Annotated in this window: 18 protein-coding genes; 7 read left to right on the top strand and 11 right to left on the bottom strand. The window is 72.3% G+C overall.

Going from position 1 to position 17,875, the window contains the following annotated elements; all coding sequences use genetic code 11:
* Position 1: 1 nt before the first annotated feature.
* A complete protein-coding gene (locus WMF11_RS38715) occupies positions 2-430 on the bottom strand; it encodes a hypothetical protein (protein WP_437544737.1) in 429 nt (142 codons plus the stop codon).
* 15 nt (positions 431-445) lie between these two features.
* Positions 446-1,948 (bottom strand): replicative DNA helicase, encoded by a 1,503-nt coding sequence (gene dnaB / locus WMF11_RS38710; RefSeq protein ID WP_437904165.1) that lies wholly within the window; start codon positions 1,946-1,948, stop codon positions 446-448.
* A gap of 496 nt (positions 1,949-2,444) precedes the next feature.
* Here dnaB and WMF11_RS38705 point away from each other — a divergent pair, with 496 nt between their 5' ends.
* Entirely contained in the window at positions 2,445-3,365 is a 921-nt protein-coding gene (locus tag WMF11_RS38705) for a PfkB family carbohydrate kinase (RefSeq protein ID WP_437974358.1), read from the top strand.
* Positions 3,366-3,498: 133 nt separating this feature from the next.
* Here the strand turns inward: WMF11_RS38705 and rplI are convergent, their stop codons facing one another.
* The 6 genes from rplI to WMF11_RS38675 all read right to left on the bottom strand — a co-directional run bounded on the left by rplI (position 3,499) and on the right by WMF11_RS38675 (position 7,584).
* Positions 3,499-3,951 carry a 50S ribosomal protein L9 gene (rplI, locus tag WMF11_RS38700; RefSeq protein WP_437544731.1) on the bottom strand — a complete coding sequence of 151 codons (453 nt, stop codon included), beginning with the start codon at positions 3,949-3,951 and terminating at the stop codon, positions 3,499-3,501.
* A 10-nt stretch (positions 3,952-3,961) separates the two neighbouring features.
* A complete protein-coding gene (gene rpsR, locus WMF11_RS38695) occupies positions 3,962-4,282 on the bottom strand; it encodes a 30S ribosomal protein S18 (RefSeq protein WP_437777239.1) in 321 nt (106 codons plus the stop codon).
* Positions 4,283-4,285: 3 nt separating this feature from the next.
* Positions 4,286-4,825, bottom strand: coding sequence for a 30S ribosomal protein S6 (gene rpsF / locus WMF11_RS38690; RefSeq protein ID WP_437974357.1), 540 nt, complete (start codon positions 4,823-4,825; stop codon positions 4,286-4,288).
* Positions 4,826-4,933: 108 nt separating this feature from the next.
* Positions 4,934-5,605, bottom strand: coding sequence for an aminoacyl-tRNA hydrolase (pth, locus tag WMF11_RS38685; protein ID WP_012239544.1), 672 nt, complete (start codon positions 5,603-5,605; stop codon positions 4,934-4,936).
* A 124-nt stretch (positions 5,606-5,729) separates the two neighbouring features.
* Positions 5,730-6,425 carry a 50S ribosomal protein L25/general stress protein Ctc gene (locus WMF11_RS38680; protein ID WP_437544727.1) on the bottom strand — a complete coding sequence of 232 codons (696 nt, stop codon included), beginning with the start codon at positions 6,423-6,425 and terminating at the stop codon, positions 5,730-5,732.
* A 214-nt stretch (positions 6,426-6,639) separates the two neighbouring features.
* Positions 6,640-7,584, bottom strand: coding sequence for a ribose-phosphate pyrophosphokinase (locus WMF11_RS38675; RefSeq protein WP_272104378.1), 945 nt, complete (start codon positions 7,582-7,584; stop codon positions 6,640-6,642).
* Between the two features lie 173 nt (positions 7,585-7,757).
* Here WMF11_RS38675 and ribF point away from each other — a divergent pair, with 173 nt between their 5' ends.
* The 3 genes from ribF (at position 7,758) to WMF11_RS38660 (ending at position 11,979) form a co-directional block, all read left to right on the top strand.
* Entirely contained in the window at positions 7,758-8,759 is a 1,002-nt protein-coding gene (gene ribF, locus WMF11_RS38670; protein ID WP_044966560.1) for a riboflavin biosynthesis protein RibF, read from the top strand.
* 49 nt (positions 8,760-8,808) lie between these two features.
* Positions 8,809-10,917, top strand: a complete 2,109-nt coding sequence (locus WMF11_RS38665; protein ID WP_437974356.1) for a hypothetical protein — start codon at positions 8,809-8,811, stop codon at positions 10,915-10,917.
* Positions 10,918-11,001: 84 nt separating this feature from the next.
* The gene (locus WMF11_RS38660; RefSeq protein WP_437974355.1) at positions 11,002-11,979 is read left to right on the top strand and encodes a hypothetical protein; all 978 of its coding nucleotides are present in this window, start codon (positions 11,002-11,004) and stop codon (positions 11,977-11,979) included.
* 45 nt (positions 11,980-12,024) lie between these two features.
* On the opposite strand, the gene WMF11_RS38655 is transcribed toward WMF11_RS38660, so the two are convergent.
* The 3 genes from WMF11_RS38655 to WMF11_RS38645 form a co-directional block, all read right to left on the bottom strand.
* Entirely contained in the window at positions 12,025-12,954 is a 930-nt protein-coding gene (locus tag WMF11_RS38655) for a hypothetical protein (protein WP_437974354.1), read from the bottom strand.
* 116 nt (positions 12,955-13,070) lie between these two features.
* Positions 13,071-14,486, bottom strand: a complete 1,416-nt coding sequence (locus tag WMF11_RS38650) for a protein-disulfide reductase DsbD family protein (protein ID WP_437974353.1) — start codon at positions 14,484-14,486, stop codon at positions 13,071-13,073.
* Positions 14,487-14,550: 64 nt separating this feature from the next.
* Positions 14,551-15,249 (bottom strand): tetratricopeptide repeat protein, encoded by a 699-nt coding sequence (locus WMF11_RS38645; RefSeq protein WP_437974352.1) that lies wholly within the window; start codon positions 15,247-15,249, stop codon positions 14,551-14,553.
* Positions 15,250-15,656: 407 nt separating this feature from the next.
* On the opposite strand from WMF11_RS38645, the gene WMF11_RS38640 reads away from it, so the two are divergent.
* The 3 genes from WMF11_RS38640 (at position 15,657) to WMF11_RS38630 (ending at position 17,789) form a co-directional block, all read left to right on the top strand.
* On the top strand, positions 15,657-16,127 hold the full coding sequence (locus WMF11_RS38640; RefSeq protein WP_437974351.1) for a hypothetical protein: 471 nt from the start codon (positions 15,657-15,659) through the stop codon (positions 16,125-16,127).
* Positions 16,124-16,459 carry a hypothetical protein gene (locus WMF11_RS38635; RefSeq protein WP_437904155.1) on the top strand — a complete coding sequence of 112 codons (336 nt, stop codon included), beginning with the start codon at positions 16,124-16,126 and terminating at the stop codon, positions 16,457-16,459. Before WMF11_RS38640 ends, WMF11_RS38635 begins: the two co-directional genes overlap by 4 nt.
* A 223-nt stretch (positions 16,460-16,682) precedes the next feature.
* Positions 16,683-17,789, top strand: a complete 1,107-nt coding sequence (locus tag WMF11_RS38630; protein WP_437974350.1) for a hypothetical protein — start codon at positions 16,683-16,685, stop codon at positions 17,787-17,789.
* The last annotated feature ends 86 nt before the right edge of the window (positions 17,790-17,875 follow it).

Raw genomic sequence — 17,875 nt, 5'->3', positions numbered from 1 at the left:
GTCAGGAGCGCTCGGTGGCGAGGACGAAGAGGGCGGCGAGCCCCAGGCCGACGCCGAGCGCCCGGCGTGCGGTGAACACCTCGCCGAAGAGCAGCGGCGCGAAGAGCGCGGCGATCGTGATGCCGCCGGCGAACACGATCGGCCCCGTCGCGGTCACCGGACCGCCGATGCGGAGCGCCATGAAGGTGAGCGTCGCGACGCCGCTGATGCACAGGCCGGCGGCGCAGGCCCAGAGCACCCCCTGGGCCGACGGAGGCGTCTCCGCGCCCGGGCGGATGAGGAAGAAGATGAGGATCCCGACGGCCGCGGTGCCCTCGAGGCACAGCGCGCCAAGGACGTCTCCTATCCGCCCTGCCGCCGCGCGCAGCATCAGGTAATGACCGGCCATGCAGAGCGCAGCGAGGAGGGCAGGGACGTACCAGGCGGACATGGCGTGCGCCGCAGCCTACTCGTCGTCGACCATCTCCGGGTAGTCGCCGGGCGCGAGGTTGTCGAACCGGGTGCACGAGGCGGTGAACCGCGTGAGCACCTTGCCCGTCGGCCCGTTGCGCTGCTTGGCGACGATGATCTCGGCGATGCCTTTGTGGTTGGTCGTCTCCGGGTTGTAGTACTCGTCGCGGTAAATGAACATGATGTTGTCGGCGTCCTGCTCGATCGCGCCCGACTCGCGGAGATCCGACAGCTGAGGGCGCTTGTCCTTGGTGGTCCGGGTCTCGACGGCGCGGTTCAGCTGGGAGAGCGCGATGACCGCCACCTTGAGCTCCTTCGCGAGCTGCTTGAGCCCGCGGGAGATCTCGCTGATCTCCTGCTCGCGGCTGCTCACGCCGTCCCGCCCCTTCATGAGCTGCAGGTAGTCGATGACGATGAGCCCGATGCGCCGGCCCGAGCTGCCGTCGCTGGGCGGCCGGTCGTACTCGGCCTGGATGCGCCGCACCTTGGCGCGCAGCTCGAGCAAGGAGATGGCCGGCGTGTCGTCGATCCAGATGGGCAGGGTGGACAGGAACGAGGCGGCCTCCGTCAGGCGGCGCCAGTCGTCGGGCTGCAGGAAGCCCTGGCGGAGCTTGCCGACGTCGACGCGGCCCTCGCTGCAGACCATACGTGTCGCGAGCTGTTCGCGGGGCATCTCGAGCGAGAAGACGGCGGCGCCGAAGCCGGGGTCGTGCCGCTCGACGCCGTGCCCCGACTGGTCGGGCCCTGGGGAGCTCACGGTGCGCGGCGACGCCACGTTCACGGCGAGGTTGAGGACGAAGGACGTCTTGCCCATGCCGGGGCGGGCGGCGATGATCGAGAGGTCGCCGTCGTGCAGGCCGGCCGTCTTGGCGTCGAGCTTCTCGTACCCGGTCGAGATGCCGGTGATCCGGTCGCCGCGCTCGGCGGCGGCGGTGATCTGCTCGAACGCGGCCTTGAGCACCTGGGCGATCGGCTGGGTCGCCGTCCCCTGGGGCGTGCGCGCGAGCTGGTAGACCGCCTGCTCGGCGCCGTCGATGAACTCCTGCACCACCCCGACGTCGCCGTACCCCTCGGCCGCGACGCGCTGGCACGTGGCGATGAGCTGCCGCACGCGCCATTTCTCGTAGACGACCCGCGCGTGCGCCGCGACGTGCGCGACCGCGGGCGTCGCGTCCGCGAGCTGGGCGAGGTACGCCGCGCCGCCCACCTGGGCAAGGCGCTCCCGGTCGCGCAGCCACGACGCGACCGAGACGATGTCGATGGGCGTGCCGGCGGCCGCGAGCTCCTGCGCGGCCTCATAGACGCGGCTGTTCGCCTCGCTGTAGAAGTGGTCCGCTTTCAGGATCTCGAGCACCCGATCGAGCGCGTCGCGGTGCAGCAGGATGGCGGAGAGCACCGCCGCTTCGGCGTCGAGGTCGTGCGGCGGCACGCGTCCGGCGACGATGGGAGGCTCGATCCTCTGAGGCCGCTGGCCCCGGCGCTCCATCATTCTCATCATCCGTGCTTCTCCTCCCCACCGATTCCCCCCATCCCGCCCCGAGCTTTTCCACAGGTGCCGAAATGGGCGACGCCCCGGAGAGGAAACGTTCCTCCGGGGCGTCGGGTGCAGGGTCGATTTCCGTCTACCAGAACATGGGCAGCCCTGAGAAGGGTTTCTGTTTGCATTGCAGTGAGCGTTCGTGCGGTCGGCATCCCAATGCAGGTTCCACGTCGAGGGGGCGCTTTTCCATCGTCGGAAGCATCGTCGGAGGCAGGCTCGGCGGCTTGCTCGGACGCTTTCGCGGAGGCCTCCTCGGCGGTCGCTGCTGAGGGTCCTCGCGGCGAGGCGCTGCCGCTGGCGGCGCGGTATGGAAATTGAGCAACCCCGGTCTCATCGGCATTTCTTTTCGCGCTTGACTCAGCTGCGATGACGCTTCGCGCCTCGGCGTGAGCCATCGCGGGGAGCCGCCATTGTGGATCACAAAACACGCCATACAAGGATTGAGCCCGCCGAGGTGGTCTGCGTCGGTGAAGCGCTGTGGGATCTCTATGCGCCCGAAGGCATTCCGCTCGAGCAAGCGAAATTGCTGCGCCGTGTGCCGGGGGGCGGGGCGGTGAACACCGCGACGGCGCTCGTCCGGCTCGGGATACGCTCGGGGCTGTGCGCCGCGCTGGGCGATGACGCGATGGGGCGCGGGCTGAGGGATGAGGTCGCGGCGGCCGGCATCGACGTGGGACGGCTCTCGCTGAGCGCGGCGCGCACAGGCCTCATGCTCGTGGCGATCGAGCGCGGCGAGGCGCGCTTCGCCGGGTACAGGCAGGGCGAGAGCGAGGCGCAGGCGCTCGCTGCAGCGCTGCCGGAACGATGGCAGACCCGGGTCGTGCACTTCACCGGGATCGCGCCGGTGCGCGGGGCGAGCGGCGCGCTCGCGCGGGCAGCCGCGAGCGCTCGCCGCGAAGGGTGCGCCGTCTCGGTCGACGTCAACGCGCGCACGCGGATGTGGCCGCGCGCCGAGCGCGCCGCGTCCGTTCCCGGCGCGGAGGCCGGCGCCGCGCCGGTTTCCGGCGCAGGCGTGCGCGGCTGCTTCCGCCTGTTCGGGCAGGCGGACCTCGTGAAGTGCAGCGCCGGCGATCTCGACGTGCTGGGGACGACGGCGCGTGCGCTCCGCGAGCTCCTCCGCCCCGAGGCGACGCTGGTCGTCACCGATGGCGCGCGGCAGACGCTCCTGCTCGGCCCCGGGGGCGAGCGCGCCGTCGCGCCGCGCCCGGTGCGTCCGCACGATCCGACGGGCGCGGGCGACGCCTTCTGCGCCGGGATGCTGGCGAGCCTCGTCTGGGAGGAGCGAGCGCAGTGGGGCGACGCGGCGCTCATGCTGCGCGCGGTGGCGCGGGGGCACGACGTCGCGCGGGCGTGGGTGAGGCGGAAGCGCGGCTGAAGGGGGCCGCGGGGGCGTGCGAGTGCGGCTGAAGGGGGCCGCGGGGGCGCGGCCCAAGGGGGCGCGCGGGTGCGGCTGGAGAGGGGAGGGGAAGCGCGGGAGCGCGGGTCGAGCCGCGCTCCCTGGCGCTGCGCTACTTGGCGGCGACCGTGACCTCGACCGACGCCGTGATGGACGGGGCGAGGCGGATCACGACGGGGTGGGCGCCGAGCGACTTGATCGCGTCGGTCTCGATGCGGCGCCGGTCGACGCTGAAGCCCTGCGCGGCGAGCGCCTCTTCGATGTCGCGCGCCGTGACCGAGCCGTACAGCTTGTCGCCCTCGCCGACCGGGCGGTTGATCGTGAGCTTGACCTGGTTGAGCTTGGACGCGAGCTGCTCCGCCTCGGAGCGCGTCTTGGCGGCGCGCGACTCGGCGACCCGCTTCTCGTGCTCGATGCGGGACACGTTCTCGGCGGTGGCGCCCACCGCGAGGCCGCGCGGGATGAGGTAGTTGCGCGCGAAGCCAGGGCGAACCTTCACGAGCTCGCCGCTCTTGCCGACGTTGTGGAGGTCCTCCGTGAGGACCACATGGATGTGGGTTGCCATGATCGACCTCCTACGCCGTGACGGTGAACGGCAAGAGCGCGATGTTGCGCGCGCGCTTGATCGAGAGGGTCACCTTGCGCTGGTGGCGCGCGCAGTTTCCGCTGATGCGGCGCGGGACGACCTTGCCGCGCTCCGAGATGAAGTACTTGAGCGCCTGCGGGTCCTTGTAGTCGATGATCAGCGCCTTGTCCGCGCAGTAGCGGCAGACGCGCTTCCGGCCCGTGCGGCGGCGCCCAGGGGCGTCGGCGTTCAGGTCGGGCGTGCGCCCGAAGTCGCGATCGTCGTAGTCAGCGCCGCCGTTGCGGCCCATGTCGTTGTTGCGGCCGTTCATAGCTCAGCTCTCCTCCTCGTCGGCGGCGCCTTCCGCCTCAGCCTCTTCGGCATCGTCGAGATCGCTCGCCGGGGCTTGCTCGGAGCTCCGGTCGATGCGGCGCTCCGGCTCGATCAGGCCGAGCTGGCGCTCGCGCGAATCGTCGCGGTCGTCCTCCAGCGGCGTGAGCTCGAGGCGCTCGAACTTCACGTCCTCGTCGGCGATCGTGACGCCCTCGACCTCGACGTCGTTGCGCACGAGCACCGTCTGGTACTTCAGCACGCCGTCGGAGAGGCGCAGGTTGCGCTCGATCTCGGAGACGACCTTCCCGCCCCCGAGGTACTTCAGGTACACGTAAACGCCGCGGCGGTGCTTGGCGATGTCGTACGCGAGGCGGCGGCGCCCCCAGGTCTCGACCTTGGTCAGCCGGCCCGACTCGCGGCCGACGACCTCGGCGAGGCGCGACCCGATCCGCTCGGCGCCGTCGGCGTCGATGTCAGGTCGCAGGATGTAGATCGTTTCGTACTCTCTGGCGCGCCCGGGCGCCGTTACCTGTCGGCTCATTCAGTCTTCCCTCTCGGCCAATGGCCCCGGGGCGGCGCCCCGGAGCGAGGAAAGGAACAGCCTGTCGAGCGACGCACCGGCGAGCTCGGCAGGCTGTCCCGTAGAGGATCAGGGCTTCTGCGTCGGGGGGAGGGGACCCTTCCCTTCCTTCGCGGCGGGGGCTGGATCCGTCGACCCATCCCCCTCGCCCTTCTGCCTCTTGCCCGGCTTGGGCCGGGTGTTTCGGACATTCATCGCGGCCTCGAAGCCGCGGGCGGCGACTTCTAGCACACTTTGGACAGCTTGCTTCAAGCAGTCGGGCAGGCTCGCGCGCTCGACGGCGTCGAACCCCGACAGGACGTAATCCGCGACCTCGCCCCGGAAACCCGCCGGCGGCCGTCCTACCCCGAGGCGGACGCGCCCGAAGTTGCCCGTCCCGCCGTGCGAGATGATCGAGCGAAGCCCGTTGTGCCCCGCGTGCCCGCCGCCGACCTTGAGGCGAACCGTGCCGAACGGCAGGTCGAGCTCGTCGTGGAGCACGATCAGCTCGGAGGGCGCGACCTTGAAGAAGGCCATCGCCGGCTGCACGCTGCGCCCCGACTCGTTCATGTAGGTCATCGGCTTGAGCAGGATCGCCTGCTGTCCGGCGATCTCTGCCCGCGCGTGGACGCCCGAGAACTTCTCGCGGAACGGATCGGCCCGGACCTCGTCGGCCAGCGCGTCGATGGCCATGAAGCCGACGTTGTGCCGGTGAGCAGCGTATTCCTTGCCGGGGTTCCCCAGGCCGACCACGAGCAGCATGACGAGCTGGTTCTGCTGAGTCCCTGGAATCGGGTCGGCGAGGCAGGTGGGGCAGGCGAGGAGCGGGGCAGGGCGGGCCGCGCGCGCCTCGCGGTGCGGAGGCGCGAGGCGGCCCGCTCCCGGACTACTTCTTGTCCTTCTTGTCGCCGCCCGCGGGGGCCGCCGCGCCCTTCGCGGGAGCGGCCGCGCCGGCGGCAGGCGCAGCGGCCGCGCCAGCGGCAGGCGCGCCGGCGGCGGGCTTCGCCTCTTCCTCGGGGCCAGCCTTCTCGGGCGCGTTGACGACGGCGATCGTCTGGTCGTCCGCGAGGAGCGTCTTCACGCCCTCCGGCAGCTTCAGCCCGCTGGCCTTGTACGAGTCGCCCAGGTCGAGCTCGGTCACGTCGATCTCGAGGAACGACGGGATCTTCTCCGGCAGGCAGCGCACGGGGATCGTGCGGAAGATCTGCTGGAGCACGCCGCCGGTGACCACGCCCTTCGGCTTGCCCACGCAGCGGAAGGGGATCTGCACGTCGACAGGCTGGTCGAGCTTCACCTGGATGAAGTCGGCGTGGACGAGCTCCCGCGAGATGGGGTGGTAGTCGTAGTCGCGCACCATGACGGTGAGCGTCTGGCCGTTCTCGATGGCCAGCTCGACCACGGAGTTCTTGCCGTGATCGGAGCCGAGCACCTGAAGGAGCGCCTTCGGCGAGATGGCGACCGACTGCGGCGCGAGCTCGCGCCCGTAGGCGATGGCGGGAATCTGTCCGGCGCGGCGCAGGCGGCTCGACGCGCTCTTGCCGCTATCCTCGCGCCTCGTGGCGTTGAGCTTGATGATGTCCATGACGACGGCTCCAGAAGTGATCCGGGGGTCCGCGGTGCGCGGTTCCACCCCGGCGTAGGGTGCGGCGCTATAGCAGAACGGAGAAGAGAAAGTCGAACCTTCGTCGCCGGAGGGCGCGTTTTGTGTCTTTTGTGGGTTCTTTGGTGTGCCCTGGCGAGGGGGCGCGGGCGACCTGCGTCACCGGTGCGTCCCGCCGCCGAACGCGCGCGGCCGGTCAGACGAAGAGCGAGCTCACCGAGTCCGAGTGATGGATGCGGCGGATCGCCTCGGCGAGCAGCCGCGCCACCGAGACGACCTTGAATTTACCGGAGGCCCTCGCCTCGTCCGAGAGCGGGATCGAGTTCGTCACAACGACCTCGGTGAGGGGCGAGTCCTTGATGCGCTCGACCGCCGGCCCGGACAGGACCGGGTGCGTGGCGCAGGCGGCGACGCTCCTGGCGCCCTGCTTCATCAGGGCGTTGGCCGCGTTCACCAGGGTGCCGGCGGTGTCGATGAGGTCGTCGAGGATGAGGCAGTGCTTGCCGGCCACCTCGCCGATGATGTTCATGACCTCGCTCTCGTTCGCCCGCTCGCGGCGCTTGTCGATGATCGCGAGCGTGCCCTGGAGGCGCTTCGAGTAGGCGCGGGCCCGCTCCACGCCGCCCGCGTCCGGGGAGACGATGACAACGTCCTTGCCGTAGTGCTCGCGGAGGTGGTGCTCCAGCAGCGCCGGCATCGCGAACAGGTGGTCGAACGGGATGTTGAAGAACCCCTGGATCTGCCCGGCGTGCAGGTCGAGCGCGACGATCCGGTTCACCCCGGCGGCGACGATGAGGTCGGCGACGAGCTTCGAGGTGATCGGCGTCCGCGGCGCGACCTTCCGGTCCTGCCTGGCATAGCCGTAGTAGGGGATGACCGCCGTGATGGAGCCGGCCGAGGCGCGGCGGAGCGCGTCGACCATGATCAGGAGCTCCATCACGCTGTCGTTGACCGGCGAGCAGGTGGGCTGCACGACGTAGGTGTCGACGCCTCGGACGTTCTCCTGGATGACGCAGAACGTCTCGCCGTCCGAGAAGCGCGACACACGCGACTTCCCCATCGGTTGCTCCAGGACCTGACAGATTTCCTGGGTAAGCGGGAAATTGGCGTTGCCGGAGAAGATACTGACTCTCTTGAACACGGCGCGCCTCCAGCCCATTTCGGGGAGCGCGGCTCTATCAGTCGGACATGGGCACGTCAAGCGACTCTGTACAGCGATCGCTTGGCTGTACGTGCGTATCGTGACGGGCGGCGCTGCTCTCGCCTGCGTCCACCCGCATTTCGTTCGGCGCTGCTTCGGGTTAGGTAGCGGCCGTGGAGTCTTTTGCTGCCGCCGCTTCCGGGCAGGGCGGGCGCGCCGCGGCCGGGCCGCGGGGCAGCCTGGTGATCATCGGCAATTTCGACGGCGTTCATCTGGGGCACCAGGCGCTGCTCGCCGACGCGGCGCTGGACGCGGAGCGGCGGGGGCTCGAGCCGGTGGCGCTCACGTTCGCCCCGCACCCCGCGAGCGTCCTCGGCCGGACCCCGCCGGCGACGCTGACGGCGCTGCCGCGCAAGATCGAGCTCATCCAGCGCGTGCAGCCGGCGATCCGGGTCGACGCGGTGACGTTCGACCGCGCGTTCGCGGCCCAGACGCCGGAGGAGTTCGTGCGGCGCGTGCTGCTCGATCGGCTCGCGGCGCGCGTCGTCCTGGTCGGCGCGAACTTCCGGTTCGGCCGCGGGCGCGCCGGCGACTTCACGACGCTCGGGCGCCTCGGCGAGGATCTCGGCTTCGAGACGCGATCACACCCGCTCGTCGGCGACGCCGAGGGGGCGTGGTCGAGCACCCGCGTCCGAGCGGCCCTCGCGCGCGGGGATCTCGAGTCGGCCGAGCGGATGCTGTCGCGCCCGCACATGCTGTCCGGCGTCGTCGCGCAGGGGGCGAGGCGGGGCAGGACGATCGGCTTCCCCACCTGCAACATCGACGAGATCGACGAGGCGCTCCCGCCGTTCGGCGTGTACGCGACGCTCGTCGATCGGGTGACCTCGTCGGGCCGCGCGATCGCGCTCGCGCGCGGCGTGGCCAACCTGGGCGTCCGCCCGACGGTCGAGGCGTCGAGGCAGGCGCGCCCGAACCTCGAGGTGCACCTCTTCGACGTCGACGAGGATCTCTACGGCGCGGCGCTGCGCGTGCACCTGATCGCCCGGCTGCGCGAGGAGCGGCGGTTCTCCGGGCTGCCGGAGCTCAAGGCGCAGATCGCGCGAGACGCCGAGGCGGCGCGCGCGCGGCTCGCGTCGATCAGCGCGGATCCGGCGGCGGAGGGGGCGTTTCGCTGAGCGGTCCGGCGAAGGTGAGCGAGCGTCGGATGTGGTAGCGTCGGCGGCGATGGAGCGCCGGGAGCTCGACGGGCTGACGCGGGAGGAGCTGATAGCGCGCGCCGAGGGGCTCGGGGTGCCCCGGCCGCGCCTGCTCACGAAGGCCGAGCTCATCGACGAGATCGTGGCGCGCACCGCGCAGAGCGAGCCGGAGCGGGCCCGCCTCCGCGGCTTCCTCGGGCGGGCGCGCGATCTGCTCTCGCGCGTGGTCGAGCGTGGCCTCCACATGCCGGAGACCGCGCGCGCGCTGCGCGGCGAGGCGCCGCCGGAGCAGTGGCCGCCGCCCCCGCCTCCGCCGCCGCCGCGGTCCACCACGACGCTCGCCGAGATCTATGCGTCCCAGGGGCACACGGACCGCGCCATCGCGATGCTCGACGAGATCCTCGCGCGAGCGCCGGAGGACGAGGACGCGCGGCGGCTCCGGGAGAGGCTGATCGAGAGCGCGCCACGCGGGCAGGGGGCAGGCGTGGAAGCGCGGGATGCGGACGCGGAGGATGCGGACGCGGAGGATGCGGACGCGGAGGATGCGGACGCGGAGGATGCGGACGCAGCCGCCGAGGATGCTGGCGCGGGCGCGGAGGATGCGGACGCGGCCGCCGCGGAGGATGCGGACGCGGCCGCCGCGGAGGCTTCCCCTGCTCCGTTCAAGCGAGACGATGGCGCGACCGAGCCACGTGGGGCCGCCATCGCGAGCGAGCACCAGGGGGAGCCCGGGCCCATTGCCGGAGCGCCTGGTGACCTTCCGGTGCAGCCTCCCCGAGATCCTTCACCAGCAGGTGCCGGAGCGACGGCGTCGCCCGTCGCCGCTGGGGTGGTGCTGGGTCTTGCGGCGGCCTTGCGCGACGAGCGGGCGGAGCTCCCGGCGCGGTATGACGTCGACGAGATCGTCGGCATCGCGGTCGATCACGAGACGATCTACCTCTACTGGGAAGTGCGTCCCAGGACGCTCGCGCGAGCGCGGGCGCGTCGCCCGGAAGGGCAGCTCGCAATCCGCGTCGTCGCGGTGCTCCCGAGCTGGGAGCGGCCCGTGGTCGAGCAGCGGGATCTCGCCATCGACGCGCTCTTCGGGGACATGTTCGTGCGCGACATCCCGTCCGGCGCGAACCTCCGTATGTGCACGGGCTGGCTCGCCGGCGAGGTGTTCGAGCCTTTCGCGGTCGGCCTCGAGGTCGCTGTGCCACGCGCGTTGCCGGCTTCGCCGAGATCGTCCGCGGAGGAGCCGCCGGCTTCTGCGCCAGCGCTGACGAGCGAGACCTGGGAGGAGCCTCCAGCCTCTGCGCCAGCGCTGTCGGGCGAGATCTCGGAGGAGCCTCCAGCCTTTGCGCCGGAACTGACGAGCGAGATCCCGCCGGGCAGCCCCACTGCGGCGATGAACGTTGCGGAGCGGCACCTCGAGGGCGGCGTCAGTGATGCCGCATCCCCGGCGCTGATCGCAGCGGGGACGGCGTCACTGTCGATCCCCGATGCCAGGGGAGAGCACGGCGAGCCTGTCGTCGTGGTCGGCGCGAGCGGAGGCTCGGTGACCACGGCGCTTCCGGCGTCGAGCGCGCCGGTCGCCAGCGGTGACGCAGAGGTCGAGGCGGCTGCGGCGGCGGTCATCACGGGCAGTGACGTGGCGCCTGCTGCGCCGGCCGCGATCGGCGACGTGGCCGCCGAGGCTGTCCGAGCGGCCGCGCCTCACGGCCTCGAGGCGGTCGCGGCTGGGCGCAGCGCGACGCTCGTCGCGGAGCCGACGCTCGCGTTGCCCGACCAGGCGCCGGCGCGCTTCTCCTCGGGAACGGCGCCGACGCCGGCGGCGATCGCGCAGGCGGTCGCGGCGACCCGCGGCGGTTCGAACGAGGGGCCAGCCCGCTTCCCGTCAGGAACGGCGCCGACGCCGGAGGCGATCGCGCAGGCGGTCGCGGCGACCCGCGGCGGTTCGAGCGAGCTGCTCCGAGGCGGAGGTAGGAGCGCGGGACCTCACGCCAGCGAGGCGCTCCGGCGCGCGAGCGTGGAGCGAGGCCTCTCCCCGGGCGGCGGGCCGCGCCCTGGCGCCGATCGGGGCCGATCCCTGGGCGGTGGAGCGGAGCTCTGGCGGAGCTTCGCCACCCGGGCGCGCCCGCCTTCCCGGGGCCGCTGAGCGACCTGGTCGACCCGGCGCACGCAACTCGCGCGTCGACCCGGCGCACGCAACTCGCGACGTGCGGCGGTCGACCCACCTCGCGTGCACCCGAACCACCGATCCATCGCAAGCTCCGCTCTCTTCCTCCTCGGCGCGCTCGCCTGCGCCCTGTTCACCCGGCAGGCGCGCGCCGAGCTCCCCTTCGACGACGAGCCCACGGCGCTCGACCCGCGCGTGGACCGCCTCGACACCGCGCCGCACGAGCTCTGGGCTGCGTCCCCGGGCAGCGCTCAGCCGCTCTGGCTCGCGGTGGAGCTCGGGATCGCGCGGCTCGAAGGGGGCGAGCGCTCCCTCACCGGCATGCTGCTCGCAAGCATCCCCCTCGAGCGGCTATCCGCCCGCGCTGGCGCGCCGTCTCCACCGTCCGCCGTCGCCGAACCCGCGGCGCCTCGGCTGAAGCCTGCCCCGGCGACCCCGAGCCCGCCGCGCGCGGCGCCGGAGATCGAGCTCCCGGAGCCGCCTCCATCCGCGCAGCCAGCCGAGGCCGAGCCGCCGCTCCCGCTGCCGGTGCGGGTCACGCCGGCGATGGCCCGCGCGATCGTCGAGGCGGCGCTGCGGCGATCCCGCCTCCTCGATCCCGAGGCGCGCATCGACGCGATCGCGTCGCGCGCGCGGACGTCGTCGCTCTTCCCGGAGCTCCGGCTCCGCGTCTCTCGGCTCGTCGATGAAGCGGAGAGCCTGGCCCCCACGGAGTACGATCCGGCGCGAAGGACGGCGTCCGGCGGCACGAGCCTGTGGCTCGAGGCCCGCGCGACGTGGCGGCTCGACCGGATCGTCTTCGCCGACGAGGAGATCGCGCTGGAGCGCCTCCGCCGCGAGCGCGCCGAGCTGCAAACGAAGCTCACGGCGCGCGTCCTCGAGCTGCTCTTCGCGTGGCAGCGCGCCGTCGCGCTCGCGGCCGATCCGGGCCAGAGCCCCGAGGAGCACCGCGCCGCGACGCTCGCGGCGCTCGAAGCGGAGGCGTCCCTCGACCTGCTCACCGGCGGCTGGATGACGCGGTGGCGCGCTGCGCGCGAGTGAGCCCCGCGCGCCTCCGCCTGCGCAGGGCGCCCGCGCGCTGCAGGGTTACAGGATGGTCTGCGAGAGCGTCACCGCGCGTCTGCCGGTGCCGGCGTCTCCGTCGGGATCGGTCACCGTCACCTCGACCTCCACGACCTTCCCGAGCAGCTCCTCGATCTTCCGCTCGCCATCCAGCCGGAACCGCAGCCCGGCGAGCGTGCAGAAGCCGCCTTCGTCGGGATCCAGGGTGAAGATGACCTCGAGCGGCTCGATCGCATAGCCGAGCTCGGGCACGATGCCGTTCACCACGGTGAGCGAGCCAGAGCGGCGCAGGTTCTTGAGCCGGATGGCGACGAAGATGTGGTAGCCGCCTTGAGGTCCAGCCTCCACCTGGACCTCGTCGAGGTCATCGAGCGGGAAGTAGTCGGCCTGCCCCTCCCCGACGATGACGACCGGCTCGCCCCCGGCGGCCGGCTTGCAGACGTCCGGCTCCGCGCCCGCGTTCCACGAGGTGCTGTAGGGCTCGAGCTGCCGGGGATCCACGTCGGGGGCGCTGCAGCCGCCGGCCACGCAGGTCTGCGGCGCCGGGCAAGTGGCCGCCTCGGGCGCGACGACGCACTCCCGCTCGAGGCGCACCCGGAGCAGCAGCGTGCGGCCGCCGATCACCCGGGTCGACGCGGTGCGGGTGAGCAGCGGCCTCTCGGCGTCCTCCGCTCCGAACGCCTCCAGGGAGATCTCCACGGCCGTGCCATCCTCGAGATCGCTGAAGAAGAACTCCCGGGGGAAGAACAGCTGCCCGTTCTTCTGCGCCAGCGCGTCCTCGTGGACCACGTCTCCGCCGGCCCGCAGGACGACGCGCAGCAGGTCGACGTCGGCGCCTGCGCGGAGCTCGCTCGTCACCCCGAACACCACGGTGCCGGTGGCGGGACCCGCAGCGCCGCAGCCTGCGACGAGCAGGGCGCAGAGCGCGAGGGCGGCGAGCAGGAAGGAGCGCATGTTCGTGGCGGCCTGGCCGCGATGGGCGCGGCGCCCGTCGCTCCCTCCTCGCGGCGTTCGGTCCTCCTGAGCCATGCCGACGGCGTGTGCGGCGCGCTGCTGCCAGGCGCAGCGCGCTACTGGATGCCTTCGAGCGCGGCCAGGAACACGTCCGGGCCGACGAAGTCGTTGAAGCGCTTCCGCTCGGCCCCGGTGGAGTCGTACAGCACCACCGTGGGCAGGCCGACGACCTTGTACTTGCCCTTCACCGCGTCGATCTGCGGATCCTCGTCGTCCGTCGCGTCGACCTTCACGGCGACGAAGTGCGCCGCCTTGGCCATGACGCGGGGATCCGAGAAGGTCTCCTTCGCGAGCTGCTTGCAGGCGCCGCACCACTCCGCGGTGAAGTCCACGAGCAGCGGGCGCCCTTCCGCCTTCGCCTTGGAGACGGCCACCGGCTCTTCGTGCAGCCACGTGAGCTGCGGCGACACAACCTCGCCGGCCACGGCCGACGGGACGGGCGAGGCGAGCTTCGGCAGATCCAGGCTCGCGACGAGCAGGAAGCTGCTGGCCACCGTGAGCGCGATCCCGACCCCCTTGCGGGCCTTCACGCCGGCGCCGCCGTCGTCCCAGGAGAGGTGCACCGCGCCGAGCGCGAGGCCGACCGCGACGAGGCCCGCCATGACGGCCATGAACTGCGGCGTGGGCTGCGCGAGGGACGACAGCGCCGGGAAGGTGGTCTTCAGGAAATAGAGCGCGACGACCATCATCACGATCCCGAAGAACGACTTCACCCCCAGCATCCACTTGCCGCCCTTCGGCAGCGCGAACGCGAACGCGCCGACGAGCCAGAACGGCAGGCCGAGCCCGAGGGAGAAGGTGGCGCCGACCAGCGCGCCGAGGCCGACGTTCTGCGTCTTCCCGATCCAGAGGATGATGCCCGTGAGGACGGGCCCGGTGCACGGCGCGGCGACGAGGCCGCTCACGAGACCGAGCAGGAAGGCGCCGCCGTAGCCGATGCCCCCGACCTGCGAGAGCCGCTGCATCAGGGTGTCCGGCAGCGTCATCTCGAACGCGCCGAACATGGACAGCGAGAGCGCGATGAACACCGCCGCGATGCCGACGATGACCCACCTGTTCGAGAGCACGCCGCCGAACAGGCTGCCCGTGAGCGCCGCGGCCACGAGCATCGTCGTGAAGAGCACGACGATCCCGAGCACGAAGCTCGTCGAGAGCAGCATCGCCTCGCGCCGGGACTTCGCCTCCCGCGCCCCGAAGATGCTCACCGTGATGGCGATCATCGGGTACACGCAGGGGGTCAGGCACGTGAGCAGCCCGCCCCCGAGGGCGGCGAGCGCGGCGAAGAGCGGGCCGGCCTCCAGACCGCGGGTGAAGAGATCGCGCTCATCGCCAGCCAGCGCGATCGCCGGGGACGCGAGCGCGGAGAGCGCGGCCAGCGCCGGGAGCGCGCGTCCGAGCGCGCCGCGCGCGCCGCGTCGGACACCCGCCGGCGCGGCGCCGGCGCTTGCCTTGAAACGAGTCGAAGCGGTCATCACGAAGGTTCTATAGCAAAGCGATCGGGGTCGTGCGGCGGGCCGCCGTCCGTTCAGGCCGGCATCAGCGTTCCGCGAGGGACGCGAGCGTCCGGCGCGCCGCCTCGATCTCCGCGCCGAGCGCGATCGCGACCGCGGCCCTCCCCGAGGTGCTCCGCTGGACGAAGGCTTCCAGGTATTTCTTGGCCTCGTCCCAGCGCTGGTCGAAGTAGGCCATCTGCCCGAGCACGAACCGGCCGTAACCCTGGCCAGCCGGCACCTCCGAGAGCCGATCGATCAGCGCGCCGAGCCCCTTCACCGGCTGGCCGCTCTCGCACTGCACGACGGCGAGGTGCCCCTGGTAGAGCGGCTTGTCCCGCGTGCCCCAGCGCGCCGCGCGCGTGAGCGCGCCGATCGCCTCGTCGTACCGGCGTGCCAGGTGATACACGCTGCCCAGCGTCCACCAGTGGAACGCCCTCCGGCTCGCCGGCCCCGTGCGCGCCGCCAGCCGGAGGTGCCCGACGGCCCCCTCGATGTCCCCGAGGGCCTGCTTCGCGCGCGCCGCGTCCTGGTGGGCGACGTCGCTCAGCACGTCGAGCGCCAGGATCTGCTCCGCCACCTCGGCTGCCCGCTCGAAGCGGCGTGTCTCGAAATACGCGAGGTAGAGCTGCCGCAGCAGCATGGCCTGCGTCGTCCTGTCGAGCGGCCCCCGGAGCGACAGGCCCCGCCGCGCCCAGAGGGCGCGCGACCGCGGGGTCGCCGCGCCCAGCGCGCGCCGCAGCATCTCCTCCGCGGTCAGCGCCGCCGCGGGTGCGCGCCGTCGCGGCGCCTTGCTCGGCCGTTTCTCTCGTGGAGGATTGGGGCCAGCGTCATTCCCGCTGCCCGCAACGGACTGCGCCGTCGCTTTCGTGCGTCGCCGCGTACCCCCGGGGCCCGTACGGACGGATCGAGCGCCGCCCACGCTGTCACCGTGCTCGCTCGCCTTGCGCACAGAAAGCAATCCTAACAGACCTGCACACGCGTTCCAGCAATACGCGACGATTCCATCTTGACTCGGGCCACATGGCTGGCAGGTGGCCGGTCGTGGACGACGGCTGGGTGCCGGCTGGGGTTGGCCGTGCGCCAGTACGGGCTGTCGGCTTCGGCTGGACCTTGTTGCGCCCCATCGAGCGTGGCGCCATCGTCGCGGCCATGCGTCGCCGTCCTGGCTCAACTTCCCTTCAAAGGAGGCGGTATTCCGTCTCCACGGTCTCCGGCAACCTGGGTCGGGTCCTCAACCTGGGTCGGGTCCTCAACCTCAACCTGGGTCGGGTCCTCAACCTGGGTCGGGTCCTCAACCTGGGTCGGGTCCTCAACCTGGGTCGGGTCCTCGGGCTCGCGCCATGCTTGGCCTTGCTCGCCGGCCTGCCGCTCCTGGCCGGGTGCGGGCATCCGGCCAGCCGCGACGAGTGCGAGGCCATCTTCCGGAGGAGCGCCGAGATCGAGCTCCGGGCGCAGAACGTCGTCGACCCGAAGCTCGTCGAGGAGCGCACGGCGGCGGTGCGGGACGCCCGCGGCAAGGAGCTCATCGACAGGTGCGTCGGGCGCCGCATCACCGACGCTGCGATGGTGTGCGTCCGGCAGGCAACGACCCCGGAGCAGGTCGATACGTGTCTGGAGTGACGCGCCCCGCGACCCGCACCGACGTCCTGGCAACCCTGGCGATCGTCCTGCTGGTGCTCGGTATCCTTGTGGGGCGCGCCGCGCTCCGCCGCGTTGCTCCACGCCCGTCCGCCGAGGAGTGCGCCACGCTCCTCGATCGGTACGTCGAGCTCGTCCTGCGCGCGGCCAACCCCGAGCCCGCTGCGTCCCAGGTGGCCGAGAGGACCGCGATGGCGCGCGCGGCCGCCGGGGAGCGCGGCTTCGTCCGCTGCGAGGCCGACCTCACGCAGGCGGAGGTGGCGTGCGCCCTCCAGGCGGGAACTGCGGACGACCTGGAGCGCTGTCTGCCCTGACGCGACCCGCGCGCGGTCTGCGGAGGACCAACCCCGACATGCTCCCCTACCGCGGAGACGGTGAAGGAGCGGCGGAGGAAGGCGGAAGAGCGGCGGAGGAACGTGAAGGGACGCCGGCGCGCTGCGAATCGTTCCGGGCGCGCCGCGCTGTGATAGTCTCGGCCGTGGCGAGCGCTCCCCGCTGGCGCGATCTCCTCACCTCCCCACCCTCGGATTGCCTGTCGTGAAAGCCCCGTCGCCCTTGCTCGGCTTCAACAACAACGTCCGGCACAAGGGGCGGTTGTTCCACATACAGACTGAGGACTCGGGCATTCGCCATCCTCACATCATCACGCACCTCTTCGCCGACGGCGGGCGCATCCTCAAGACCACGAAGACCTCGTACGCGGAGCACGTCGGTCAGGCCTCGCTCGCGGAGACGGTCCGCGGCCTCATGAAGGAGCAGCACAAGGCGATGTTCATCGCCCTGCGCGACGGCCACTTCGACTACCTCTTCGACGACACCGCCGCCCCGCCCGTGTCGGCAGGCGCCGTGTCCGCAGGCCCCGCCCCCGCCCCGTCGCATCCGGAGGCGAGCAAGCCCGCGCGGGCGTCGTCGCCGTCGTCGCCCGAGGTGACGGGCGCGCCGAAGCCGCCCCCGCCGTCCCGGCCCCTCACGCCGCCCGTCATGCCTGAAGCGTCGCCGCGCCCGAAGCCGGCACCCGCGCCGACGCCGGCGCCCAGGCCCGCCGCGCAGCCCGCAAGGCCAGCGGCCGCGCCCCTCGCCACGGCGCCGCGCGCCCCGGCGGCCGAGCCGGCGCCCGCTTCGGGCAGCGGGCGCCCCCGGCTCGAGCTCGATCCCGTCGCGCTCCAGGCGCTCGGCGGCGGGCGCGCGGCCAGCCCGCTCGCCGGCAGGGCCGTACGCCCGGCGTCGCCCGCCGAGATCAAGCCCGAACAACCGTCCATCGATCTCGATCTCGACGCGCTGGAGCGCGCCGCAGCCGAGGCACAGACGCCGTTCTTTCAGCAGATCCAGGACCTCCCGCCGCCGCCTGCGTCGGTGATCGGGCGGCGGGCGGAGTCCGCGGCCTCCGGCGCCGGGGTCTACAGCAATGTCCACCCCGAGCAGCCCGTCGCGCCGCCCGCGCCCCAGGTCGCGGTCGAGCATTTCTCGGGCGGCCCGGGCTCCGGCCGCTACGCGGCCTCGCGCCCGGCCAGCATCTTCGCGACGAACCGGCCGGCGGAGGGCGCCTCGATCTTCGGTGAGGACCTGATCAGCGAGAAGTCGCTCGACGAGGTGATCCTCAGCTACCTCGCGGAAGATCTCGACAGCCCCCCGGAGAAGAAATAGCCGGGCCGCCGCCTGGCGTGGCGGACGCGTGGAGCAGGTGCGTGGGGGGCAGCGTGGAGCGGGTGGGCAGGCGGATCGGCAAGCAG

Origin of the sequence: Sorangium sp. So ce295 (assembly GCF_051527405.1) — a bacterium.
Lineage (GTDB): Bacteria > Myxococcota_A > Polyangia > Polyangiales > Polyangiaceae > Sorangium > Sorangium cellulosum_B.
The sequence above is the reverse complement of the archived record's forward strand: the minus strand, read 5'-3'. Positions and strand labels throughout refer to the sequence as shown.